Consider the following 25,068-nt stretch of genomic DNA (forward strand, 5'->3'; position numbering starts at 1 on the left):
GCGGCGCGCCACGCTCAGGCCCCGATCGGCGCGGAGCCGCCATCCGGACGCCGCGCGCCGGCGCGTCCCTCGGCCAGCCAGCCGACCAGCATGAAACCAGCGATGATCAGCAGCCAGGCCCAGCCCGGAAGGACCGGACGGCGCTGCAATCCGGTGACGGTGGCGGCCTCGCGCGGGGTGATGGCGATCCAGTCGCGCGCGACGCCGCGGCCGTGGGCGTTCCGTCCCGGCGCGACGGTCCGCAGATCGGGCACCCCGTCGGACAGGCGCAGGATGGCCCCGCCCGTCGCCTCGGCCAGCGGCGACAGGGTTTCGGCGCTGGCGACGGTCTGCTCGAACTCGCGCGGGGCGGCGGGACCCAGCGCCAGCACCCGGCGAAGCTCGCCATCCCGCAAGCGGTAGAGCCCGGGCTCGGGCGCGGTCCAGTCGGCCGCAAAGCGGCCCGGCCCGACCTCGTTCAGCGGCAGGTCCTCGGTCTCGCCGTCGGGCCGGGTGATCGACAACGGACCGGCGCTGTCCTGCATGCTGCGCCGGGTAAAGCGCACATCCAGCCCGTCCGAGACATCGGCCAGCAAGGCCTCTTCCTCAAGCTCGGGTTCCTTCATCGACCAGTGGGCGATCCGGCGCAGCAGTTCCAGCTGCGGGCCGCCGCCCTCGAAGCCGCGCCCCCACAGCCACACCTGGTCCGAGGTCAGCAGCGCCACCCGCCCCTCGCCCGCGCGTTTCAGCACCAGCAGCGGCTTGTCCTCGGCACCGGTCATGGCGATCTGCGCGTCGGGATCGGCCTCGACCTCGGACATGCGCAGCCAGCGCCCCCAGCCGTCCTCGCCATCGGCCGAAGGCGCATCAGGCAGGCCGGCGGTCACCGGGTGCCGACGGCCGTCTTCGGTCAGTTGCGGGGTGAAGGGCTGGTCGATCACGCGACCGGTCGGCCGGGCGGGCAGAAGCTGGCCCAGGGGCGACAGGTTCAGGCTTTCCACGCTGCCCATCTCGGGGCCGGCGGCAACCAGGATCGCGCCGCCGTTCTGCACGTAGCGGACGATGTTCTGGAAATAGTCGGGCGGCAGGATGCCGCGCACACGATAGCGGTCAAAGATGATCAGATCGAAATCCTCGATGCGCTGCAGGAACAGTTCGCGCGTCGGAAAGGCGATCAGCGACAATTCATCGACCGGCACGCCATCGGACTTGTCGGGCGGGCGCAGGATGGTGAAGTGGATCAGGTCCACCGCCGCATCGGATTTCAGCAGGTTGCGCCAGGTCCGTTCGCCGGCATGCGGCTCGCCCGAAACCAGAAGCACGCGAAGCCGGTCGCGCACACCGTTGATGCTGATCGCGGCCGCATTGTTGCGATCGGTCAGTTCGGGCGCCTGCGCCCCGGCATCGGGCGCATCGAACCCCAGCTGGACGATATTCTGCCCGGCATGACCCAGCGTCAGCGGCAATTCCAGGGGCTGACCGACCGGAACGGCGAAGTACTGTTCCTCTTCGCCGTCGATGCTGATCCGCAGATTGGCCGATCGTCCCTGCACCGCCCGAGGCACCGCCCCCTGATCCTCGATCCGCAGCCTGATCCTCACCTCCTGGTCGATCAGGCCGAAGGCTGGCGCCTCCTCGATCACCAGCCGCCGGTCCCAATCCTGCGGGCGGCCTGTCAGCAAGGCGTGGAACGGCGCGGAGAGACCGGCGGGCAGCATCGCCGGGTCGTGGATCTGGCCGTCGGTCACGGTGATGACCCCGGCCAGCCGGCTGCCGGGTTCGGCCGCGATCGCGCGGGTCAGGGCGGTGGCCAGCAAGGTGCCGTCCTCGTCGTCGCCCACGGTCACCCGGCGCAGTTCGGTATCGGGCAGCGCGGCGATCTGCCGGGACAGCACGTCGATGGCGGCATCGGTCTGCGCGCTGCGTTCCGGCAGGGTCTGGCTGGCCGAACGGTCGTCCAGCAGGATCACGATGTCGCTCAGCCCCGCGCGGCTGCCGACCTCAAGCGCGGGTCCTGCCAGTGCCAGCGCGGCGGCCAGCCCGGCCAGCCCGCGCCATGCCCATCCCCGCAGACCCCGCCAGAACGCGAAGCCCGCGACCAGCAGCGCAAGACCGGCCAACGCGCCGATCACCCACCAGGGCATCAGCGGGTCGAACCGCAGCGCGGTCGCCGGGCCGATCATGGTCCCAGCTCCTCTTCCACGCGCAGCCGGTCCAGCAGGGCGGGCACGTGGACCTGGTCGGATTTGTAGTTGCCGGTCAGGACATACATCATCAGGTTGATGCCAAAGCGGAACGCCAGTTCGCGCTGGCGCTCTCCCTCCCATCCCCGGCCGATGGGAAAGCTGGGGTAGCCATTGTCATCGATGGCCCAGGCCTCGGCCCAGCTGTTCGCGCCGATGACCACCGGGCTGACGCCGTCGTTCAGCTGGCGGAACGGCACGCCCTCGGCAGCCTCGGCGCCTGCGGGCGGGGCCTCGACCCAGACCGGGTTGCCGCGCCAGCGCCCCGGAAGGTCGCCAAGCAGATAGAAGCTGCGCGTCATCACATGGTCATCGGGCACGGGCGCAAGCGGCGGCACTTCCAGCGGCGCGGCAAGGCGTCGCAACGCATCCGACATGTCGGGCCCGCCCACCCCGGCGACGTCGCCGTCACGGGTATCGAACAGGATCATCCCGCCCGACCGCAGGAAATGGTTCAGCCGCATATAGGCCTGCGGCGAGGGCGAGGGCTGGTCGGCGGTGACAGGCCAGTAGAGAAAGGTCAGGACCGACAGATCCGCGCTGTCCAGGTCGATGGCGACCGGCGCGCCAGGCTCGACCGAGGTACGCTGCCGCAGGGCCAGCGACAGGCCGCGCAGCCCCTCGTAAGAGGTCTGGTCCACCTCGTCGTCGCCGGTCACGACATAGGCCAGCGCGACCTCGTCCGCGGCCCGGATCAGTTCGGGGTCCAGCTCCTGCGCGGCGACGCGGGGCGAGGGCAGCCCCGCCAGGGCGATCATCAGCATCGCCGCCAGCCGCCCACCCCGCGCCAGCGCCGCCGAGCCGAGCGCGTCCAGCGCAAGGATCAGCGCGGCGGCGGCCAGCAGCAGGCCCTGGAGGTCGCGCCCCGACGCCAGCGCGCGGCTTTCGACGATCGCACCGGGCCATGCGGCCGGGGTCAGTGCGCCCCCGGCGTTCAGCGCCACCCGCCGGTCGCCGGCCGCATAGATGCCGGCCGGACGGTCCGGGCCGGGACCGAGCGCCAGATCGCTGGCGGGAACCGGCGCGACATCCTCGGCCGGGCTGGCGCGGCCGAACCCGTCAAGCACGATCCGGGGCGTCCAGAACGGCTGGTCGCGGTCATCGGAAGCCTCGTCCGATGGCGAGGCACGCGCGGTGGCGATCAGCCGGTCCAGCATCTCCACGAACAGTCCCGAGATCGGCAGGTTGGACCATTCGGCGTTGGCGGTGACATGGAACAGCACCACCTGCCCCTGCCCCAGACGTTCGCGGGTCACCAGAGGGGTCTTGTCCGACAGCGCGGCGATGGTCCTGTCCGACAGGTCCGGCGCGGGCTGGGCCATCAGCTGCGCGCGCACCAGAACATCCGCGGACGCGGTCAGCCCGGCGAAGATGCCGTCGCCGGCAAACGGCGCAAGGCCGCGCGGGTCGCCCCAGCTCAGAGCGCCGCCGATGTCGCGCCCGCCCTGGCGCAGCATCACCGGCAGCAGCGGCTCGTCGATCAGCCGGTCATAGGCGGCCATGCGCGGCCCGGCAAAGCGGATCAGCAGACCGCCTTCGTCGACCCATTCGGCCAGTTCGCCGATCTCGGCCATCTCGACCTGATCGGCGACGATGATGACATCGGGCGCGGCATTCAGAACATCGCCCAGACCGCCCTCGACCAGATCGGTCGTCGGCGCCAGCGCGCGGCGCAGATAGTAAAGCGGCGACAGAAGCTGCTGCCCCTCGGCCTGCCGGTCGGGATCGCCCACAAGCCCGACCTTGCGCCGCTTGACCCGGTCATCGGCCAACACCACGGCCCCGGCATGGGTCTCGCCCTCGATCTGGAAGCGGGTGACGCGGTTGCGAAGTTCCGGCGGAAGGTCGATCGCGACCGGGCGGGTCGCGATGCCGTTGTCGAGGCTGCCCTGCCCCGGCACCAGACGGGCCAGATCGCGTTCGACTCCCTGCGGATCAGGCCCGATGGCCAGGATCGCCGGTGCGGCGTCGTCGGTCGCGACAAGCGTCAGCGAGGGCGTGTCGCCGCCATGCAGGCTAAGCGCGCGCAAGGCACGGGCGGGCGGAACAACGGTGACCGGACCCCGATCCGACAGCGCGGCCAGCCAGCCGGCGCGGTTCGGGTGGTCCAGCCCGTCCGCGATCCACAGCGTGGACAGCGCGCCGTCGGGCGCATCCGCCAGCGCGGCTTGCGGATCGTCGGGCAGCGTGGTCTGCCACGATACCGGCTGCGCCGCGCGCAACCCCGCCAGCAGCGTATCGGCGGACGCAAAGCGCAACGGGCCGGGATCGGTCAACCCATCGCCCAGCAACAGCGCCGTCGGGCGGCCCTGCGCGGCGGCGCCGGACAGCACGCGCTCGGCGCGGGTCTGGCGGGCGGCCCAGTCGGGCGCGGCGGCCCATCCCGCATCCATCACCACCAGCAGCGGGCCGCTGTCCGGCGGCTGGAGAACCGGTTTCCAGACAGGCCCGGAAAAGGCAAGGATCAGCGCCGCCACCGCCATCATCCTCAGCAGCAGCAACCACCAAGGCGTGCGCCGCGCGACCGGCGTCCTGTCGATCAGACCCCGCAGCAGCGCCACGCCGGGAAAGGCCACCAGACGCGGCGCGGGCGGCATCGCCCGCAGGATCAGCCACAGCACCGGCAGCGCGATCAGCGCGGACAGCACCCAGGGCGCGGCAAATCCAAGCGGGCCCAGGACCAGCATCAGCCCTCCAGAACCTGATAGAGCCAGCTCAGCGCTACGGCCGGGGCGTGGTCGGTGGCGTGATGTCCGAAATGCCAGCCGGCACCCGAGGCCTGCGCGCGCAGCCAGTCGCGGCGTTCGGCCAGGCGCGTCAGATAGGCCTCGCGCAGCCCGGCCGCATCGCGGCTGTCATGGCGAAGACGGCCGGTCAGTGACCGGAACACGACCGCGCCGGCAAAGGGAAAATTCTCCTCGTCGGGGTCCAGCACCTGCATCAGCACGCCCCTGACGCCAAGCGTGCCCGCCCGGGCCAGCAGCGCCTGCACCCAGCCCGGATCGGACAGGAAATCCGACAGGATCACCAGCCGCATGTTGGGGCGCAGCGTCGCGGCCGAGGGCGCGTCGCTGTCATCCTGCGCCCGGGGCGCGGCGATCAGCCCCTGGGCAAGCCGATCGGCCTGGGCCCGGCCTGCGCGGGCCGGCTGGCCCAGCAGGCCAACCTTCTCACCGCCGCGCAGCAGCACCATGCCAAGCGCCAGCGCCAGCAGTCGCGCGCGCGCACCCTTCGTCGGGCGGTCCGGCGCGCCGCTGTAATCCATGCCCTGTCCGGCGGACACCCACAGCCCGGCCGCCTGCGCGGTCTGCGCCTCGCGATCGCGGACGAACTGCGCGTCGGACCGGGCCGAACGGCGCCAGTCGATGCTGCGCGCGGTGTCGCCATGGCTTGCGGGGCGGTATTGCCAGAAATCCTCGCCCGGCCCGGCCCGGCGCAGGCCGTGAGCACCCGGCGCGACCAACGCCGCCAGACGCTCGGCCGACAGGACCAGGCCGGGCAGATGGGCGCTGGCCGCCTCGGAGCGTGCGCGAAGTTCGACGGGGCTGTCGGCGGGGCTGGACGTCAAGATCGCCTCATGCCGCCTGCCGACCGTCAAGGCGGTCCGCGACCAGCCGGTCGATCACGCCATCCACGGTCTCGCCGCGAGCGCGCGCGGCGAAAGACAACGCCATGCGATGGCGCAGAACCGGCGCCGCCATCGCCTCGACATCCTCAAGCGTCGGCGCGAAGCGGCCATTCAGCACGGCCCGGGCGCGCGTCACCAGCATCAGCGCCTGCGCGGCGCGCGGGCCCGGCCCCCAGACCAGCGTGTCGGCCACGAATCCCGCCGCCTCGTCGGCGCCGGGACGGAAGGCGCGCACCAGGTCGAGGATCTCCTCGACCACGCGCTCGCCCACCGGCATCTGCCGGATCAGACGTTGCGCCGCGATCAGCCTTTGGGGATCGAAGGCGGCGTGGACGGCGCCTTCCTCGATACCGGTGGTGGCCAGCAGGATGTCGCGTTCGGTATCGCGGTCGGGATAGCCGACATCAATCTGCAGCAGGAACCGGTCCAACTGCGCCTCGGGCAGCGGATAGGTGCCCTCCTGCTCGATCGGGTTCTGCGTGGCCAGCACATGGAAGGGCCGCCCCAGCGGCCGGTGCTTGCCGCTGATCGTGACCTCGCGTTCCTGCATCGCCTGCAACAGCGCCGATTGCGTCCGCGGACTGGCCCGGTTGATCTCGTCCGCCATCAGAAGCTGCGTGAAGACCGGACCCTCGATGAACCGAAAGGCGCGAGTGCCGTCGGGCAGCACGTCCAGAACCTCGGAGCCGAGGATGTCCGCGGGCATCAGATCGGGCGTGAACTGGATGCGCTGGCTGCCCAGCCCCATCACGGTGGCCAGCACTTCGACCAGCAGGGTCTTGCCCAGACCGGGCTGGCCGACCAGCAGCGCATGCCCGCCCGACAGGATCGCGGCCAGCACCTGTTCCACGACCGCGTGCTGGCCCACGAAACGTCGCTCGATGCTGAGACGGGCGTCGCCCAGCCGACGCGCCAGTTCCTGGACCTCCTGCACCAGAATATCATCCGAACCCATGACAATGCCCTTCCGCTGCTTTAGACCAGAGCATAGGGAACTGATGACGGGGCGACCATATCGAATGGCGGATCAGAGTGACAAAAGCGTGAGTGCGGAAGGCATCGCCGAGGCCGCCAGCAAGGCGGCGAAAAAGGGCGGGCTTCCGCCCGTTCACCTGTGGGACCCACCCTTCTGCGGCGATCTGGACATGGAGATCCGCGCCGACGGCACGTGGTTCTACGAGGGCACGCCGATCGGGCGGCCCGCGATGGTGCGGCTGTTCTCGACCGTGCTGAAGCGCGAAGGCGACCGGTTCTTCCTGGTCACCCCCGTCGAGAAGGTGGGGATCCGGGTCGAGGACGCGCCGTTCCTGGCCACCGACGCGCAGATCGACGCCGACCGCATCACCTTCTCGACCAATGTGGGCGATCATGTCACGGCCGACGCCGACCACCCGATCATCATCCGGGGAAACCGCGACGAGCCCCGGCCCTATGTGCATGTGCGCGCCGGGCTGGAGGCGCTGATCGACCGCAAGACCTTCTACCGGCTGGCGGCGGCGGCCGAGGAGGGTCCCGGGGGGCGCGCGGGCGTCCGGTCGGCAGGCCAGTTCTTCCCGCTCGAGGTCTGATCCCCGGATGCCGCGCTTTGCCGCCAACCTGACAATGCTGTTCACCGAACTGCCGATCCTGGATCGCTTTGCGGCGGCCGCCGATGCCGGCTTCGAGGGCGTCGAGATCCTGTTTCCCTATGACATCGCCGCCCGCGACCTGTCGCGCGCGGCGATGTCGGCGGGCGTGCAGATGGTGCTGATCAACACCCCGCCACCGAACTGGGCCGGCGGGCCGCGCGGCTTTGCCGCCGAACCCGGGCGCGAGGACAGGTTCCGCCACGACTTCGACCGCGCGCTGCGCTTTGCCGAGGCGCTGCGGGCGCGGCATATCCATGTCATGGCCGGCCTGGCCGAGGGAAGCGACGCGCGACGGGTCTTCATCGACAATCTCGGCTGGGCCGCCGAACGTGCGCCCCATGCCAGCCTGACCATCGAGCCGATCAATCGCGGCGACGTGCCCGGATACTACCTGTCGGATTTCGACCAGGCCGCCGATATCATTGCCAGCGTGGGCGCCGCCAATCTGGGGCTGCAATTCGACGCCTACCATGCCCAGGCGATCACCGGCGACGCGATCTCGACCTGGCGCAAGGTCGCGCCGCTGGTCCGGCATGTGCAGATCGCGGGCTATCCCGGCCGGCACGAGCCTCAGGGCGGATCGATCGATTACCCGGCCCTCTTCACCGCGCTGGACGAGGCCGGCTATCGCGGCTGGGTCAGCGCCGAGTACAATCCCATGCGGCACACGGAGGACGGGCTGGCATGGTTGCCGCGCGGCTGAATTCGCGACGTGACGGCACAGGGAACCGGACCGCGAGCAATTGGTTATTTCCCCAGAGCGGTCGGTCCTTCGGGTCGGGCGGCAGCAACAAGGAGACTGAAGAATGAATTCCATCATCTATATCGTGGGGCTGATCGTCGTCGTGCTGTTCATCCTGTCCTTTCTGGGCTTGCGCTGATCGCAGCTTGCGTCCTCTTCGGGACACGGCGTGACTTGCGCCGCGTTCCGGTCTGGCCGATCCTCGACATACTCCCCCGGAACGTCGAGGAGCGCGCATGGCCGCCGAACTGGAACGCTTTCTGTCCCGCCTGAACGCAGAGATCCGCGACGAGGCCGATTGGGGCATGGTCGCAACCTACATCCCGGAACTGGCCGAGGTGGACCCGCAGCAATTCGGGATCGCCGTGGTGACCGCCGACGGCGCGATTGCAACCGCGGGCGACGCCGAACGGCGTTTTTCGATCCAGTCGATTTCCAAGGTCTTCTCGCTGGCATGCGTGCTGGGCAGGATCGGGGACCAGATCTGGGCGCGCGTCGGGCGAGAACCTTCCGGCGCGCGCTTCGATTCGATCCTGCTGCTCGAGCGCGAGCAGGGCCGGCCGCGCAATCCCTTCATCAATGCCGGCGCGATCGTCACCACCGACGAGTTGCTGACCGGCCGGACGCCCCGAGACGCGCTGTCCGAGATCGTCGGCTTCCTGCGGGCGGCGGCCGAGGATGACGATATTCATATCGACAAGTCCGTGGCCGCGTCCGAGGCCGAATCCGGGTTCCGCAATGTGGCGCTGGCGAATTACCTCAAGTCTTACGGCAATCTCAACAACCCGCCGCAGATGACATTGGGAACCTATTTCCACCAATGCGCAATCGAGATGACCTGCGTGCAGCTGGCCCTGGCGGGCCGGGCGATCGCAGGGTTGCCCGGGGCGCCCTCGGTCGTCTCGGCGGTCAAGGCGCGACGGCTGAACGCGCTGATGATGCTGTGCGGGCACTATGACGGCTCGGGCGACTTCGCGTTCCGGGTCGGGCTGCCGGGAAAGTCCGGAGTCGGCGGAGGCATCCTGCTGATCGCGCCGGGGCGGGCATCGGTGGCGATCTGGTCGCCGGGCCTGAACGCCTATGGCAACTCCAAGGCCGGAACGGTCGCCGCCGAGCGGCTGGCCGCGCATATGGGGTGGTCGGTTTTCGCCTGACGCGCCCGACGCGATTGCATCTGGCCTTTCCGGCCATGTTTCGATAGGGCAGCCGCGACTTGAACGGAAGGCTTCCATGGATATCCGCAACATCGCCATCATCGCCCATGTCGACCACGGCAAGACAACGCTGGTCGATCAACTGCTGAAGCAGTCGGGGTCCTTCCGCGAGAACCAGTCCGTCGCAGAACGGGCCATGGACAGCAACGACATCGAACGCGAGCGCGGCATCACCATCCTGGCCAAGGCCACCTCGGTCGAATGGAAGGGGACGCGGATCAACATCGTCGACACCCCCGGCCACGCCGATTTCGGCGGCGAGGTGGAACGCATCCTTTCGATGGTGGACGGCGTCTGCCTGCTGGTCGATGCGGCCGAGGGCCCGATGCCGCAGACCAAGTTCGTCACCTCCAAGGCGCTGGCCCTGGGCCTGCGCCCGATCGTGGTGCTGAACAAGGTCGACAAGCCCGCGGCCGAACCGGACGATGCGCTGAACGATGTGTTCGACCTGTTTGCCAATCTGGGCGCCTCGGACGACCAGCTTGATTTTCCGCATGTCTATGCCTCGGGCATCGGCGGATGGGCCGATGCCGAGCTGGACGGCCCGCGCAAGGACATGTCGGCGCTGTTCGACCTGATTCTGAAACATGTCCAGCCGCCGAGGCAGATCACCCGCAATGGCGAGCCGTTCCAGATGCTGGCGACCACGCTTGGCGCCGACCCGTTCCTGGGCCGGTTGCTGACCGGGCGCGTCGAGGCCGGCACCGCGAAGGCCGGCGATACGCTGAAGGCGCTGTCGCGCGATGGCGACCGGATCGAGCAGTTCCGGATCAGCAAGATCCTTGCCTTCCGCGGCCTGACCCAGACGACGATAGACCTGGCCGAGGCCGGCGACATCGTGACCATCGCCGGCATGGCCAAGGCCACCGTCGCCGATACGCTGTGCGCGCCCGATGTGACCACGGCCCTGCCCTCGCAGCCGATCGATCCGCCGACCATCAGCGTGACCTTCGGCATCAACGACAGCCCGTTGGCCGGCCAGGACGGCAAGAAGGTCCAGTCCCGCGTCATCCGCGAGCGCCTGATGCGCGAGGCCGAAACGAATGTCGCCATCAAGGTCGCGGACACGCCGGGCGGCGAGGCCTTCGTGGTCTCGGGCCGCGGCGAACTGCAGATGGGCGTGCTGATCGAGAACATGCGCCGCGAGGGGTTCGAACTGTCGATCAGCCGGCCGCGCGTGATCTTTCAGGAAGAGGGCGGTGAACGGCTGGAGCCGATCGAGGAAGTCATCATCGATGTCGATGACGACTATACCGGCGCGGTGATCGAGAAGCTGACCGGTGACCGCAAGGGCGAGATGATGGACATGCGCCCGGCAGGCGTCGGCAAGACGCGGATCGTCGCCCATGTTCCCTCGCGCGGGCTGATCGGCTATCATGGCGAATTCATGACCGATACCCGCGGCAACGGCGTCCTGAACCGGATCTTTCATGGCTGGGCGCCCTACAAGGGTGCCATCCAGGGGCGTCGCCAGGGTGTGCTGATCTCGATGGAGGATGGCGTCAGCGTCGCCTATGCGCTGTGGAACCTGGAAGACCGCGGCAAGATGTTCATCGGCGCGCAGGAACAGCTTTATCAGGGCATGATCATCGGCGAACACTCGCGCGACAACGACCTGGAGGTGAACCCGCTGAAGGGCAAGAAGCTGACCAACGTCCGGGCCTCGGGCACCGACGAGGCCGTTCGCCTGACGCCGCCGGTCCGCATGTCGCTGGAACAAGCCATCGCCTATATCAACGATGACGAACTGGTCGAGGTCACGCCCAAGAATATCCGGCTGCGGAAACGTCATCTGGACCCGCATGAGCGCAAGCGTCACGCGCGCGGCGACGGCTGAACGGGCGCGATCCGACAAAGATCGAGCCTTTTGCGGCATTTCGTGAAAACTTGACCTTTTAGCGTGGTTCGCGGCCGCAGCGTGCTGTGCTAACGTCATGCGGAAACATGACAACGGGATGCTTGCCGATGGATGCGCCTGAGAGCATGGATCTTTGCGGATATCGCCAGGTCGGTGTGCCGCAGCCGGTCCAGGAGGGCGTTGACGGCGCGGTCAGCGGCGCCAGCCCCGGTCTGAGGCGGGCCACCGCTCGCCCATACCGTTCCGCACTGCACCGATTTTTTTCACTGCCGTGATCCCGGAACAGCAAAGGGCGGCAAGATATGAGCAAGCATCAGACCATCGGGGACGGCACCGGACTTCACGGCAGGGCCATCACGACGGCTCTGGAGATGCTTGAAGAGAGCCAGTCCCGGATTCCGCAACTCGAAGACATCGCTCAGGTCATGGACAAGCGGCTGGACCAGATCACGGCGATCTTCCCGGACAGCCATTCGCTGATCGTCGCAGCTGCCGAACAGGCGCTGGTCCGGCTTATGGATGATTGCATCAAGGCCGTGGTGAAGGTCGATCCGGATGATGCCGTCGCGCAGTTCATCGCTCTGGGCGAAGCCTATGTCCAATGGGCCGTCACCTACAGGACGCAGTTCCGCATGATGTCGGATGACCGGCTGATCGACACGCTGAACACCCCGCAGCTGCGTCGCTACCTGAACTCGCTGGCCGAATTGATGACACGCATGCTGGAACGCGCGCGGGACACGGGCAACCTGTCGCCCGAGGAGAACATCCCCCTGATGGTGCTGTCCAGCCGCACTTTTGCTTACGGGCTGGCACGGATGCTCGTCGATCGCAGGATGTCGGAATGGTGGCCCGACATGGAGCCAATGGAGGCCGCAAGACTGGCGCTGAACGATTTCGTCCGCCGCACCGCGCGGGGGTCTTACAGGCGGATGCGCTGAACGGCGTCTTGCGCCCGAACGGCTGGAAAGGGGCAGCGCATTGTCTCTTTCCGGGCTGCGGCGGATCTGGGGTTCCGCCGCAGCCGATCCGCTCGCGGCGTGGCCCATCGCATGGCGGGGCCGCTGTCGCCCGACGCCCCGAATGGACTTTTCGTCGCGACCGACATCCGCTATCAGTCGCCCCGAACCGAGATCGAAGAAAGAGCGGACGCCGTGAGTGATTACGTTATCAGGGACATCACCCTTGCCCCTTACGGCCGCAAGGAGCTGGATATCGCCGAAACCGAAATGCCGGGCCTGATGGCGCTGCGTTCCGAATATGGCGAGGCCAAGCCTCTGGCCGGTGCGCGCATCGCGGGCAGCCTGCACATGACCGTGCAGACCGCCGTGCTGATCGAAACGCTGACCGCGCTTGGTGCGGATGTGCGATGGGCGTCCTGCAACATCTTCTCGACCCAGGACCATGCGGCGGCAGCCATCGCGGAAACGGGCGTGCCGGTCTTCGCGATCAAGGGTGAAACGCTGGCAGAATACTGGTCCTATACCGACCAGATCTTCCGGTTCCCCGAGGGCACGGCCAACATGATCCTCGACGACGGCGGGGATGCGACGCTGTATGTCCTGCTTGGCGCGCGGGTCGAGGCCGGCGAGACCGGGCTGATCGACACGCCCGCCAGCGAAGAGGAAGAGGCTCTGTTCGCGCAGATCAGGCAGCGGCTGGCCGAAAGCCCCGGCTGGTTCACGCGCCAGCGCGACGCGATCCGCGGCGTGAGCGAGGAAACCACGACCGGCGTCCATCGGCTTTACGACCTGCATCGCAAGGGCCTGCTGCCCTTCCCTGCAATCAACGTCAACGACAGCGTCACCAAGTCGAAATTCGACAACAAATATGGTTGCAAGGAATCGCTGGTCGACGGCATCCGCCGGGCCACCGACGTGATGATGGCCGGCAAGGTCGCGGTGGTTTGCGGCTATGGCGACGTGGGCAAGGGCTCGGCCGCCTCTCTGCAAGGCGCCGGCGCCCGCGTGAAGGTCACAGAGGTCGATCCGATCTGCGCCTTGCAAGCCGCGATGGACGGATTCGAGGTGGTGACGCTGGAGGACGTGGCCGACAGCGCCGACATCTTCATCACCACCACCGGGAACAAGGACGTCATCCGGCTGGAGCATATGCGGGCCATGAAGGACATGGCGATCGTCGGCAATATCGGTCATTTCGACAACGAGATTCAGGTCGCCGCCCTCCGGAACCACAAATGGACCAACGTCAAGGATCAGGTGGACATGATCGAGATGCCTTCGGGCAACCGGATCATCCTGCTGAGTCAGGGGCGCCTGCTGAATCTGGGCAACGCGACCGGACACCCGTCCTTCGTGATGTCGGCCAGCTTCACCAATCAGGTTCTGGCCCAGATCGAGTTGTGGATCAGGAACGACGACTACCCGCCCGGCGTCTACATCCTGCCCAAGGCGCTGGATGAAAAGGTGGCACGTCTGCATCTGGACAAGATCGGCGTCAGGCTGACGCAGCTTTCCCCCGAGCAGGCCGACTATATCGGCGTGACGCCGGAAGGCCCCTTCAAATCCGATCATTACCGGTACTGAGCCCCATGACCGAATATTCGCTGTTCACTTCGGAATCCGTGTCCGAAGGTCATCCCGACAAGATCGCCGACCAGATTTCCGACGCCATCCTCGACGCCATCCTGGCGCAGGACCCGCGCGCCCGTGTCGCCTGCGAGACCATGGTCAAGACCGGCGTCGCGATCATCTCGGGCGAGATCACGACCAGCGCCTGGGTGGATCTGGAATCCATCGTGCGAGGGGTCATCAACGATATCGGATATACCTCGTCAGAGGTCGGCTTCGACGGCGCGACCTGTTCGGTCATCAACATCATCGGAAAGCAATCCCCCGAGATCAATCAGGGTGTTGACCGGGAAAACCTCGAGGATCAGGGGGCCGGCGATCAGGGTCTGATGTTCGGCTACGCGTCGGATGAAACCGATGTGCTGATGCCCGCGCCCATCACCTACGCCCACCGGCTGGTCGAGCGTCAGTCGAAGGTCCGCCGCGACGGCACGCTGGACTGGCTGCGCCCGGACGCCAAGTCGCAGGTGACGCTGCGCTACGAGGCGGATGGCCGGCCCACCGGCATCGAGGCCGTCGTGCTGTCCACGCAGCACAACCCCGACATCTCGCTGGACGATCTGCGCGAGGCGGTGATCGAGGAAATCATCAAGCCGGTCCTGCCGGCGGAATGGCTGTCGGACAGGACGAAATACTTCATCAATCCGACCGGAAAGTTCGTCATCGGCGGGCCGGTCGGCGATTGCGGCCTGACCGGGCGCAAGATCATCGTCGACAGCTATGGCGGCATGGCGCGGCATGGCGGCGGCGCCTTTTCGGGCAAGGACCCGTCCAAGGTGGACCGCTCGGCCGCCTATGCGGGCCGCTGGGTCGCCAAGAACATCGTTGCGGCCGGGCTCGCCAGCCGCTGCGAGATCCAGGTCAGCTATGCCATCGGCGAGGCACAGCCCACCTCGATCAGCCTGAATACCTTCGGCACCGAGACCGTGCCGCATGATCGCATCGTGGCCGCCGTGCGCGACGTCTTCGACCTGCGCCCCTTCGCGATCATCCGCGACCTGGACCTGCTGCACCCGATCTACCGCCCGACGGCCTGCTACGGCCATTTCGGCCGTGCGCCCTATCCGCTGGCCGGCGCGACGGCGTTCAGCTGGGAAAAGACCGACCGCGCCGACGCGCTGAAAGCCGCCATCGGCTGAGCGAATCGCAAGAGCGGCCGCGGGCCGCCTCTTGCGCCGCCGCCGCGCCCTGCCTGCGACCTGACGGGGCGCGCGGGGGCCTTGCGGAGCCTAGAACGCCATCATGCCCCAATATTTCGTGCCGCTGACGGGCTTGCCCTCATGGGCCAGCAGGAACCCCGAGATCACCCTGAGCAGACCCCAGACGGCCAGGAAAGCCCAGATCAGGAAGCCGATCCCGATGACCATCGTGACCAGCGCCAGCAGCGCGATCAGCAGGCTGATCCAGAAGGTTCGGATCTGGAAGGTCAGGTGGCTGTCCAGGATCGCGTTCGTGCCACGCGACAAATAGGCATAGACCACCCCCACAAGGGCAGTGATCGCCACCGCATAGCCCACGGCATACAGCCCATAGACGATCTTGGCGGCGGTGAGGTCGGCGGCTTCGGGATGTTGCAGGTCGGTCATGATGGACTCCGGCATGGAATTCGGTTGGGGCCTGCCTCGTCGGCGCGCGGACTAGCCGTAAAGCTGGCGGGCGCGCTGTTCGAAGGCGCGGACGATGCGGGACATCGCTTCGTGGAAGACGACGCCGATCAGCCGTTGCAGTATGGCATTGCGGAACTCGAAATCGACGAAGAACTCGACATGGCAGCCGCCCTCGGGTCGGTCGGTGAACGCCCAGCCGCTTCGCATGTACTTGAACGGACCTTCCAGATATTCGGTGTCGATCCGCAGCGTGCCGGTTTCGGGATCCTCGGGCCACAGCACCACGCGGCTGCCGAATTTCTCACGGAAGACCTTGAAGCTGATGACCAGGTCGGCGGCGATTTCCTCCGCGCCATCCTGACGGGTCCGGCGCGACCGGATGCGCGCCGCGCTGTTCCAGGGCAGGAACTCGGGGTAGCGCTCGACATCGGCCACGAGGCCGAACATCTGGCGCGCAGTATAGGGAAGATTTCGGCTGTCCTGGTGGTGCGGCAAGGGGTGCTCTTGAGTTTCGGCGCGTCGCGGTGTCACTGTCCACCAAGGCATTAGCAGGGCACACGGGCGATGAACAACCTGATCTGGCTGCTTCGGGCGTCGAAATGGGCGCGTCACCCGCCAAGCGCGAAGATGGTCAGGCTGGTGCTGGCCATCATCGCGGCGGCGATTGCCCTGATCGCGCTGGAAAAACTTGGCTGGTGGCCCGACTGGGCGCGCGTCGAGAACGGCCGCGGCGTGCGACTGCCGCGCTAGCCAGGCTCAGCGGCGGCCGGTGGCCACGCGGACCGCCCGGGTCTGGGGCGCAGCATCCCGGGACCGGGCAACCACAAGACCTGTCAAGGCCGTCAGCAGAAGCAGCGTTGTGATAAGCATGTCATCCTCCTGTGTCCGCCTGAACAGGATGGGCTTTCTGCCGACCTAGCGGAATGTGTCGCATTGTCCCATGTCGCCGGACCGAAAGCCGCGCATCAGCCATTCCTGCCGCTGCGCCGCGCTGCCATGGGTGAAACTGTCGGGCATCGGCGTGCGGCCCCCGGACCGCTGGATCACGTCGTCGCCGACAGCATGGGCCGCGCCCATCGCCTCTTGCAGATCGCCCTCTTCCAGCGAACCGAAGAGCTTGTCGGCCTGCCGCGCCCAGATGCCGGCATAGCAATCGGCCTGCAATTCCGTCCGCACCGACAAGTCATTCGCGTCGGCCTCGCTGGCGGCCCCGCGCGCGGCATGGACCTGACCCAGGGTCCCGACCAGATTCTGCACGTGGTGACCCACCTCGTGCGCGATCACATAAGCATAGGCGAAATCGCCGCCGGCGCGCATGTTCTGCGCCATCATGTCGAAGAAATCGGTGTCCAGATAGATCTTCCGGTCGTTCGGACAGTAGAACGGCCCCATCGCGGACGAGGCACCGCCACAGGCCGACTGCACGACGCCGCTGTAAAGCACAAGGGTCGGGACGGCATAGTCTCGCCCGGCCTGCTGCGGCAGGACCATGCGCCAGACCTCCTCGGCATCGGCCAGCACGACGGACACGAACGCGCCGTATTGCCGGTCCCGTTCGGACAGCGGCGCGACGGATCGCGGCTGACCCTGATCCAGTTCCCGCACGATGGGGCTGATGTCCACACCAAAGAAATAACCCACGGCCAGGACCGCCAGCATGCCGACCACACCGATGCCCCCTGCCCCGGCGGCGCCCATTCCGCGCCGATCCTCGATATTGCCGCTGCCGCGTCTGCCTCGCCACCTCATGCTGTGGATGCCTTTCCCGCTGGAGGTCGCCGCGCCCACGCCGTTGACCTGTTGCCTAACTTCCCATGCATCGCGCCGGTTCCCGTCTCGGCTGGGCTGGGCGCAGGGATCACAGCGGCGCGAAAGCCGCGCAAGACGCTTGACCGCGCCCGGACCACGGTACATCCACATCGGGCGCAAGGAAAAAGGGACCGTGATGCTACGCAGGCTGTACGACTGGACCATGGGGCTGGCCGCCCATCGCCATGCCAGACCGGCCCTGTTCGGGGTCAGCTTCATCGAAAGCTCGGTCTTTCCGATTCCCCCCGATGTGCTGATGATCCCGATGGTGCTGGCCGATCGTGCGAAGGCGTGGGTGATCGCGCTGGTGGCCACGCTCGGATCGGTCCTGGGGGCCTTGCTGGGCTACTGGATCGGGGCGGCGCTGATGGACACGGTCGGGCAGTGGGTTCTGACCGCCTATGGCAAGGAAACCGCCTATGACCAGCTGGCCGCGCGTTTCACCCAGTATGGCGGCTGGGCGGTGCTGTTCGCGGCACTGACGCCATTTCCCTTCAAGGTCATCACGATCTTCTCGGGCGCGGTGGGATTGCCGCTGCCGGCGTTCCTGCTGACCTCGATCCTGGGACGCGCGGGACGGTTCTTCATCGTGGCCGGATTGCTGTGGCGCTTTGGTCCGCCGATCCGGACCTTCATCGAGGAACGGCTGGGGCTGGTCTTCACGATTTTCATGGCCTGCCTGCTTGGCGGCTTCATCGCGCTGAGGTATCTATGAACGGCGTGCGTCTTTCGCTGCTGGCGGGCGCCGGATCGGCCGCGCTGCTGATCGCCGCGCTCGGCTTTCAGGCTGCGGGCTATGCCCCCTGCGAGCTGTGCATCCTGCAACGCTGGCCGCATCTGGCGGCGGTGATCATCGCCGGCCTGGTCTGGCTGACCGGCACTGTGCGGCTGCTGGCGGTGCTGGGAATGGCGGCCACGGCGGTGGCGGCCGGGCTTGCGGTCTATCACGGCGGCGTCGAGTTCGGCTGGTGGGCGGGGCCGTCGCATTGCACCGGCGGGGTCGGCGACATCGCCCGCATGTCGACGCAGGATCTGATGGCACGGTTGCAGGCCGCGCCGGTGGTCCGCTGCGACGAGGTGACGTGGCGCTTTCTGGGGCTGTCGATGGCGGCGTGGAACGCGCTGTGTTCGGTGGTTCTGATCGTGATCTGGGGGCTGGCCGCCCGGCGCGGTCGCTAGGCCGATCGGATCGCCAAAAAGGGGCAGGCAAGATTGCCCCCACCTGCCGTGTCCGCTATACCGAAACCCAACAAGATGTTGAGGAATTCCCGTGGCCGACACCCCTGAAGACGATCTGCCGGAAACACCTGAATCGGGCGATGAGACCGGTGGGACCGAACGCGTCGTGATGGCGCATGAAGGGCCGGTGATCGACATCAGCTCAGAGATGCGGACGTCCTATCTGGACTATGCGATGTCGGTCATCGTCAGCCGCGCGATTCCGGATCTGCGCGACGGCCTGAAGCCGGTGCATCGCCGCATCCTCTACGCGATGAACGAGACCGGCAACACCGCCGACAAGCCCTATCGCAAATCGGCGCGGCCGGTCGGCGACGTGATGGGCAAGTACCACCCGCATGGCGACGCCGCGATCTACGATGCGCTGGTCCGGATGGCCCAGGATTTTTCCATGTCCCTGCCGTTGCTGGACGGACAGGGCAATTTCGGGTCCATGGACGGCGATCCGCCTGCGGCCATGCGCTATACCGAAGTCCGCATGGACAAGCCGGCGAACTATCTGCTGATGGATATCGACAAGGAGACCGTCGATTTCCAGGACAACTACGATGGCAAGGACCGCGAACCGACGGTGCTGCCGGCGCGTTTCCCCAACATGCTGGTCAACGGCGCGGGCGGCATCGCCGTCGGCATGGCCACCAACATCCCGCCGCACAATCTGCGCGAGGTGATCGACGCCACGCTGGAACTGATCGAGGACCCCGACCTGCCGACCGAACGGCTGCTCGAGATCATCCCGGGGCCGGATTTTCCGACCGGGGCGCTGATCCTTGGCCGCTCGGGCGCGCGCAAGGCCTATCTCGAGGGGCGTGGCAGCGTCATCATCCGTGCCAGGACCCATATCGAGGAACCGCGCAAGGACCGCTACGCGATCGTCATCGACGAGATCCCGTATCAGGTGAACAAATCCAGCATGATCGAGCGGATCGCCGACCTGGCCAAGGAAAAGCGCATCGAGGGCATCGCCAGCGTCCAGGACGAATCCGACCGGCAGGGCGTGCGGGTGGTGGTCGAGCTGAAACGCGACGCCACGCCCGAGGTGGTGCTGAACCAGCTGTTCCGCTTTACCCAGATGCAGACCACCTTCGGCTGCAACATGCTGGCGCTGAACGGCGGCAAGCCCGAGCAGCTGCGGCTGCGCGACTTCCTGACCCATTTCCTGAGCTTCCGCGAGGAAGTGGTCGCGCGGCGCACGGCGCATGAACTTCGCAAGGCGCGCGAGCGCAGCCATGTGCTGTGCGGCCTTGCCGTCGCGGTCAGCAATGTCGACGAGGTCGTGGCGACGATCCGCAGCAGCGCCGATGCCGCCGAGGCCCGCGAACGCCTGATGGAACGGCGCTGGCCGGCTCACGACATCGTCGAGTACCTGAAGCTGATCGACGACCCCCGCCATCCGGTCAACGAGGACGGCACCTACAACCTGTCCGAGACCCAGGCCCGCGCCATCCTGGACCTGCGCCTGCAACGCCTGACGCAGATCGGCGTCAAGGAGGTCACCGACGAGCTGAAATCCCTGGCAGAGGCGATCCGCGAATTCCTGGCGATCCTCGCATCCCGCGAACGCATCATGGGCATCATCTCGGACGAGTTGCGCGAGGTGCGCGACCTGTTTGCGGTGCCGCGCCGCACCGAGATCGCCGAATGGTCCGGCGACATGATGGACGAGGACCTGATCGAGCGCGAGGACATGGTCGTCACGATCACCTCCGGCGGCTATATCAAGCGTACCGCGCTGGCCGAGTTCCGCTCGCAGCGCCGTGGCGGCAAGGGACTGTCCGGCATGGCCACCAAGGAAGACGACGTGGTGACCACGCTTTTCGTGGCCAACACCCATACCGAGCTGTTGTTCTTCACGACCGACGGCATGGTCTATCGCCTCAAGACCTGGCGGCTGCCGCTTGGCGGACGGACGGCGCGCGGCAAGGCAATCGTCAACATCCTTCCGATCGAGCCCGGCGTCTCCATCGCAGCCCTGCTGCCAATGGACGCGCCCGAGGCGGAATGGCAGGACTATCAGGTCATTTTCGCGACCGATCAGGGCGATGTGCGCCGCAACGCACTGTCGGACTTCACCAATGTCAAGTCAAACGGCAAGATCGCCATGAAGCTGCCCGAAAGCGTCAGCCTGATCGGGGTCCGCATGGCGACAAGCGAGGACGATGTGATGCTGGTGACCGCGCAGGGCCGCGCGATCCGTTTCCCCGCGACAGCGGTCCGGGTGTTCAAGGGCCGCGATTCGACCGGCGTTCGCGGCATCCGGTTGGGCACCGGGGACAGCGTGGTCAGCATGTCGGTGATCCGGCATTTCGAGGCCGATCCGGCCGAGCGTGCCGCCTATCTGAAGATGCGGCGCGCGATCGCGGGCGCGCTGGATGATGGTGTCGAAGCCGACGACGACGAAGAGGCAGTGGCCGAAGGCAGCATCACGCAGGAACGCTATGTCCAGATGTCGGCGGCCGAGGATCTGATCCTGACCATCACCGCCAAGGGTGCCGGCAAGATCAGCTCCAGCCACGATTACCCGGTGCGCGGGCGGGGCGGCCAGGGCGTCATGGCGATGGACCGGGCGATGCGCGCCGGCCCGCTGGTCGCCAGCTTCCCGGTCGAGATGGACGACCAGATCATGCTGGCGACCTCGACCGGGCAGTCGATCCGGGTGCCGGTCGAGGGCATCAGCTTTCGCTCTCGCGGGGCGGGTGGCGTGCGGGTGTTCAATACCGCCAGTGGCGAAGTCGTGGTCTCGGTCGCGCGGATTGCCGAGCAGGCCGATGCCGAAATTGAGGACAGCGGCGGCGCGGACGGCTAATATGGCCTGACGCGCGGCGGCGAACGGCCATGTCGGGTGTGATCTCGGGCGGAATATGCGAGGATGGATTGGATCAGCAATCGGGCGAAGCGGTACTGCGTGAAAGGCTTCAGACAGGTTTTCTGGGCATCATCGCCTTCAGCCTGATCCTGTTCATGCTGGTGCAGGCGCGCTTCATCCTGATCTCGCTGGCAATCGCCATCATCCTGTTCTCGCTGACGACGGACGCGATCTTTGCCATCTCGTACCGTCTGAAAGTGCCCAAGTGGCTGGGAACGACGCTGGCGCTGATCGGCATCACGCTGGCGCTTCTGTGGGTCTCGACAACCATCGTCACCCAGATCAACGAGGTTGTCGTCATCGCGATCGCCTATGCCGAACAGGCCCAGGCGGCGCTGCCCAGCCTGACCGAACGGCTGGGACCAGAGGTGCAGGAGCGCATTCTGATCGCGATCTCGAATTTCAACATCACCGGCTGGATCCGTTCGCTTGCCGGCCAGGCTTCGGGCCTGCTGTCGGGCAGCGTGCTGGTGATCCTGTTCGTCGGCTTCATGTTCGCCGAGCAGGTCTGGTTTCCGACCAAGATCGAACGGCTTGTCGGGGACGCCGTGCAGGCGCAGCGCGTGCGCCGCATCATTGCCTCGATCATGCACAGGGTAAACCGTTACCTCGTCGTCAAGACGGCTGTCAGCGGCGTGACCGCGTTCATCGTCTGGCTGATCTTCAAGGCCACCGGGCTGGAACTGGCGGCGGCGGTGGCGATCCTGACCTTTGTTCTGAACTTCATTCCCTCGGTCGGCTCGATCATCGCAACGGTCATCACCGCGCTTCTGGCCTTTGTGCTCAGCGGCGACCTGCCGCTGACGGCGATTGTCGCCATCGGCTGCACGATCACGCAATTCGTCATCGGCAACGTGCTGGACCCGATGCTGCTGGGCCAGACGCTGCGGCTGTCCAGCTTCGGCATCATTCTCAGCCTGGCGTTCTGGGGCGCGGTCTGGGGCATACCGGGGATGTTCCTGGCGGTTCCGATCATGGTCGCCCTGATGATCGTGTGCGCGCATATTCCGTGGCTGCGCCCGGTCGCCGTGCTGCTGTCGCGCGAGGGGCTGCCCGATGACGGCAGCGGAGATGACGACCAACAGGCATCTCCGCCCTCGCTGGCGGCCTGAGCAGCGGCGCGAACCGCAAGAGACAGCCACGCGCCCCGACCTGGCGGCGCCTGTCCGCGGCTCTCGGGCTCAACGATCGCCGCCGTTGCCGCCATCGCCGTCGTCAACGGCGATGCGCGGATCCTTGCGCGGCCCCGAGACGGGTTTCCCTTCGATCGCGGCAGGTTCGGGGGCGGGCTCGGCCTCGGAGTGCTGGTCCCGACCGGCTCGCAGCGTCTCGGGGTTGCGAAGCCAGATGTCGCGCTGCGCGAAGGGGATCTCGATCTTTTCCTTCTGAAAGCGTTCCGCGATCTGGTGACACACCTCGGAGGTCACGCCGAGGCCCGCGTTTACATCCGAAAGCACCGCCCGGACCTCGAATTCGAGGCTGTCGGCGCCAAAGGCGCGGAACAACACGACGGGCGCCGGGTCGATCGTGACGACCGACTGATTCTCGATGATCTCGAGCAGGATCCGCTCGACCTTGCGCGTGTCGGTGCCATAGGCGACTCCGACCGGGATGATGATACGGCCCATCTGGTTGTGGCGCGTCCAGTTTGTCACCGGTTGGCTGATCAGGTCGCTGTTGGGAACGATCACCTCGGTCTTGTCGAAGGTCTCGACCTGGGTCGAGCGGACCGAGATGCGCGTGACGATGCCCTGCTGGCCGCCCGCGCTGATCCAGTCGCCGACGCTGACCGGCCTCTCGATCAGCAGGATGATCCCCGAAACGAAGTTCGACACGATGTTCTGAAGGCCGAAACCGATGCCGACGGACAGCGCACCCGCGACCACCGCCAGCGAGGTGAGGTCGATCCCCGCCGAGGTGATCGCCAGCAGCACCGCCACCACGATCCCCAGATAGCCAAGGCCCGACACGATCGCGTTGCGACCGCCTTGGTCAAGCTTGGTCTTGGGCAGGATCGAACTGCGGAATGCACCCTGAACCCCGCGCGTGATCAGGTAGCCGATGACGAAAACGAACAGGAATCTCAGCACGCCGCCCGGCGAGATGGAGACGCCGCCGAAGCTGGCGCCCTGCTGGAATGTCGTCCAGTATTCGACAAGATCAGTGCCGCGCGCGCCCCAGATCACCATGAACAGCGGAATCGACAACAGGATCAGCGAGAACCCGATCAGCAGCGGCGCAAGCCCCTCGCGGGCGCCCTCCTGGCCGCGCATGATCATGTTGAACACATCCGCGATGAAGTCCTGCAGCAGCACCAGAACTCCGATCAGGGCCAGCGTCAGGGTCCAGGGCCAGATCACCGAATTGGCAAGGTTGACGAACCCCATCGCGCCCGCCAGCACGGCCAGCACGGTCGCCAGCCGCGTCACCAGCCCGGCCACGGACAGCACCATGTGGCGATTGACGAGATTGCGTCCCTCGCCGCCTTGCCGCAGCGTTTCCAGTGCCTTGCCAAGGCGGAACAGCGCCACGCCGGCCAGAAGCAGCAGGATGAAACTTGCGACCGAGATCGCGCCCTCGCCCATTTCCATCGGCACGCGCGTCACCGGGTCGCCGGGCCGCTCGTACAGCCCCGACAGCGGCAGCGCGGCGCGCGCCAGGATATGATGCAGCGCAAAGATCGCCGCAAGCGCGGTGGCCATGCGCCGTGCCTTGTTGCGGGGGGCATCGGCCATGTCCAGCGAGTGGTAGGCGATCGCCTGGCGCGGGAACAACTGCAGCGCAAGCCATGTGCCCCCGAACAGCACCACGCCCGCCACAGGCAGCGAGTCGAGGAACGGCAGCGTCCAGTCGCCGGCAAGCCCGGTGGCCTTGGCCGCGCGGATCGCCAGATAGAGACCGATCATCGGCAGCGCGATCTGGCCAAGCGACACGATGAACGCCACGACGGCGCGCGAATGCTCGGACGCGCGCGCGGACAGCCGCGACGGCAATGACTGCACCCAGCGGCGACCGAGGCTCAGCAGGATGATGGCGGCAACAAGATAGGCTGCGACCTGCGGCAGGCGGGGCTTCACCTGCGGCCAGACCTCGCTGTCGACCAGCTGGCCGACTTCGGCCCCGACGCCCTGCACCAGCCGCAGCCCATCAGTTGCAGCTTCGGCCCAGCTGCCCGGCAAAAGCGGAGAAGGCGAAAGCTTGGCCAGTTCGACGGCCTGGCGCTTGGCCGTCACGTCGTCGATCTGCTTGATGAGGGCATCGGCGCGGCTGAACGCCTCGACCGCTGTCAGACGCGGCGCCTGAAGGGTCGATAGCTGCTTTTGCAGTTCGGCCCTTCGCGTTGCGATATCCGCGTCTTCGCTTTCGCCTTCGGCGGGTGCCGGACCCAGCGCGTCAAGCTGTTCCTTGATCGTCGCGATCCTGTTGGCATTGACGTTCTGGGCGGACTGGAGCTTTTCTCGCCACTCGACAAGGGCAGCGCGCGTCGTCGTCAGTTGCGAGTCTGTCGCGTCCTCGCCCGATATCAGTTCCTCGGCCTGGCTCGCCACCTGCTCCCAAGCCTGATAATCCAGATCGACTTTGCTATCCTGGGCCGCCAGAGGCGAGGCAACAAGAAGCATTGCCGTCAGCAGGACGGCAGCAAATGCACGTAACATGTGGTTCC

Annotated in this window: 20 protein-coding genes; 12 read left to right on the forward strand and 8 right to left on the reverse strand. The window is 66.9% G+C overall.

What is annotated here, in order from left to right; genetic code table 11:
• Positions 1-14 precede the first annotated feature (14 nt).
• The 4 genes from L1965_RS14635 to L1965_RS14650 are packed head-to-tail and all read right to left on the reverse strand — an operon-like array spanning position 15 to position 6,805.
• Entirely contained in the window at positions 15-2,162 is a 2,148-nt protein-coding gene (locus L1965_RS14635) for a hypothetical protein (protein ID WP_235757187.1), read from the reverse strand.
• On the reverse strand, positions 2,159-4,909 hold the full coding sequence (locus L1965_RS14640; RefSeq protein WP_235757188.1) for a DUF4159 domain-containing protein: 2,751 nt from the start codon (positions 4,907-4,909) through the stop codon (positions 2,159-2,161). The genes L1965_RS14635 and L1965_RS14640 overlap by 4 nt, the downstream gene beginning before the upstream one ends.
• Positions 4,909-5,790, reverse strand: a complete 882-nt coding sequence (locus tag L1965_RS14645) for a DUF58 domain-containing protein (RefSeq protein ID WP_235757189.1) — start codon at positions 5,788-5,790, stop codon at positions 4,909-4,911. The genes L1965_RS14640 and L1965_RS14645 overlap by 1 nt, the downstream gene beginning before the upstream one ends.
• A gap of 7 nt (positions 5,791-5,797) precedes the next feature.
• Positions 5,798-6,805, reverse strand: a complete 1,008-nt coding sequence (locus tag L1965_RS14650) for an AAA family ATPase (RefSeq protein WP_235757190.1) — start codon at positions 6,803-6,805, stop codon at positions 5,798-5,800.
• A 64-nt stretch (positions 6,806-6,869) separates the two neighbouring features.
• Between L1965_RS14650 and L1965_RS14655 the strand changes: the two genes are divergently transcribed.
• From L1965_RS14655 to metK, 7 genes are all read left to right on the forward strand, one after another.
• A complete protein-coding gene (locus L1965_RS14655) occupies positions 6,870-7,418 on the forward strand; it encodes a DUF1285 domain-containing protein (RefSeq protein WP_235757191.1) in 549 nt (182 codons plus the stop codon).
• 7 nt (positions 7,419-7,425) lie between these two features.
• The gene (locus tag L1965_RS14660; RefSeq protein ID WP_235757192.1) at positions 7,426-8,181 is read left to right on the forward strand and encodes a hydroxypyruvate isomerase family protein; all 756 of its coding nucleotides are present in this window, start codon (positions 7,426-7,428) and stop codon (positions 8,179-8,181) included.
• A 275-nt stretch (positions 8,182-8,456) separates the two neighbouring features.
• Positions 8,457-9,374, forward strand: a complete 918-nt coding sequence (locus L1965_RS14665; RefSeq protein ID WP_235757193.1) for a glutaminase — start codon at positions 8,457-8,459, stop codon at positions 9,372-9,374.
• Positions 9,375-9,450: 76 nt separating this feature from the next.
• The gene (gene typA / locus L1965_RS14670; RefSeq protein ID WP_235757194.1) at positions 9,451-11,271 is read left to right on the forward strand and encodes a translational GTPase TypA; all 1,821 of its coding nucleotides are present in this window, start codon (positions 9,451-9,453) and stop codon (positions 11,269-11,271) included.
• A 323-nt stretch (positions 11,272-11,594) separates the two neighbouring features.
• Positions 11,595-12,233 (forward strand): TetR-like C-terminal domain-containing protein, encoded by a 639-nt coding sequence (locus L1965_RS14675; RefSeq protein ID WP_235757195.1) that lies wholly within the window; start codon positions 11,595-11,597, stop codon positions 12,231-12,233.
• A gap of 213 nt (positions 12,234-12,446) precedes the next feature.
• Positions 12,447-13,838 carry an adenosylhomocysteinase gene (ahcY, locus tag L1965_RS14680; RefSeq protein WP_235757196.1) on the forward strand — a complete coding sequence of 464 codons (1,392 nt, stop codon included), beginning with the start codon at positions 12,447-12,449 and terminating at the stop codon, positions 13,836-13,838.
• Between the two features lie 5 nt (positions 13,839-13,843).
• Positions 13,844-15,022, forward strand: coding sequence for a methionine adenosyltransferase (gene metK, locus L1965_RS14685; protein ID WP_235757197.1), 1,179 nt, complete (start codon positions 13,844-13,846; stop codon positions 15,020-15,022).
• Between the two features lie 90 nt (positions 15,023-15,112).
• On the opposite strand, the gene L1965_RS14690 is transcribed toward metK, so the two are convergent.
• Both L1965_RS14690 and L1965_RS14695 read right to left on the reverse strand, forming a co-directional pair.
• Positions 15,113-15,469: a DUF4870 family protein gene (locus L1965_RS14690; RefSeq protein ID WP_235757198.1), complete on the reverse strand. Its 357-nt coding sequence runs from the start codon at positions 15,467-15,469 to the stop codon at positions 15,113-15,115.
• Between the two features lie 51 nt (positions 15,470-15,520).
• The gene (locus L1965_RS14695) at positions 15,521-15,985 is read right to left on the reverse strand and encodes a type II toxin-antitoxin system RatA family toxin (protein WP_235757199.1); all 465 of its coding nucleotides are present in this window, start codon (positions 15,983-15,985) and stop codon (positions 15,521-15,523) included.
• 69 nt (positions 15,986-16,054) lie between these two features.
• Here L1965_RS14695 and L1965_RS14700 point away from each other — a divergent pair, with 69 nt between their 5' ends.
• A complete protein-coding gene (locus tag L1965_RS14700; RefSeq protein WP_235757200.1) occupies positions 16,055-16,240 on the forward strand; it encodes a hypothetical protein in 186 nt (61 codons plus the stop codon).
• Positions 16,241-16,405: 165 nt separating this feature from the next.
• On the opposite strand, the gene ypfJ is transcribed toward L1965_RS14700, so the two are convergent.
• The gene (ypfJ, locus tag L1965_RS14705) at positions 16,406-17,239 is read right to left on the reverse strand and encodes a KPN_02809 family neutral zinc metallopeptidase (protein ID WP_235757201.1); all 834 of its coding nucleotides are present in this window, start codon (positions 17,237-17,239) and stop codon (positions 16,406-16,408) included.
• 196 nt (positions 17,240-17,435) lie between these two features.
• Here ypfJ and L1965_RS14710 point away from each other — a divergent pair, with 196 nt between their 5' ends.
• The 4 genes from L1965_RS14710 to L1965_RS14725 all read left to right on the forward strand — a co-directional run bounded on the left by L1965_RS14710 (position 17,436) and on the right by L1965_RS14725 (position 22,516).
• Complete coding sequence (locus L1965_RS14710; RefSeq protein ID WP_235757202.1) at positions 17,436-18,014, forward strand: YqaA family protein; 579 nt, start codon at positions 17,436-17,438, stop codon at positions 18,012-18,014.
• On the forward strand, positions 18,011-18,478 hold the full coding sequence (locus tag L1965_RS14715) for a disulfide bond formation protein B (protein WP_235757203.1): 468 nt from the start codon (positions 18,011-18,013) through the stop codon (positions 18,476-18,478). The genes L1965_RS14710 and L1965_RS14715 overlap by 4 nt, the downstream gene beginning before the upstream one ends.
• A gap of 169 nt (positions 18,479-18,647) precedes the next feature.
• Positions 18,648-21,344 (forward strand): DNA gyrase subunit A, encoded by a 2,697-nt coding sequence (gene gyrA / locus L1965_RS14720; protein WP_235757216.1) that lies wholly within the window; start codon positions 18,648-18,650, stop codon positions 21,342-21,344.
• Between the two features lie 155 nt (positions 21,345-21,499).
• A complete protein-coding gene (locus L1965_RS14725; protein WP_439332097.1) occupies positions 21,500-22,516 on the forward strand; it encodes an AI-2E family transporter in 1,017 nt (338 codons plus the stop codon).
• Positions 22,517-22,585: 69 nt separating this feature from the next.
• Here the strand turns inward: L1965_RS14725 and L1965_RS14730 are convergent, their stop codons facing one another.
• Positions 22,586-25,060, reverse strand: coding sequence for a DUF3772 domain-containing protein (locus tag L1965_RS14730; RefSeq protein WP_235757205.1), 2,475 nt, complete (start codon positions 25,058-25,060; stop codon positions 22,586-22,588).
• Positions 25,061-25,068 lie beyond the last annotated feature (8 nt).

The organism is Paracoccus salsus (genome assembly GCF_021556615.1).
GTDB classification, from domain to species: Bacteria; Pseudomonadota; Alphaproteobacteria; order Rhodobacterales; family Rhodobacteraceae; genus Paracoccus; species Paracoccus salsus.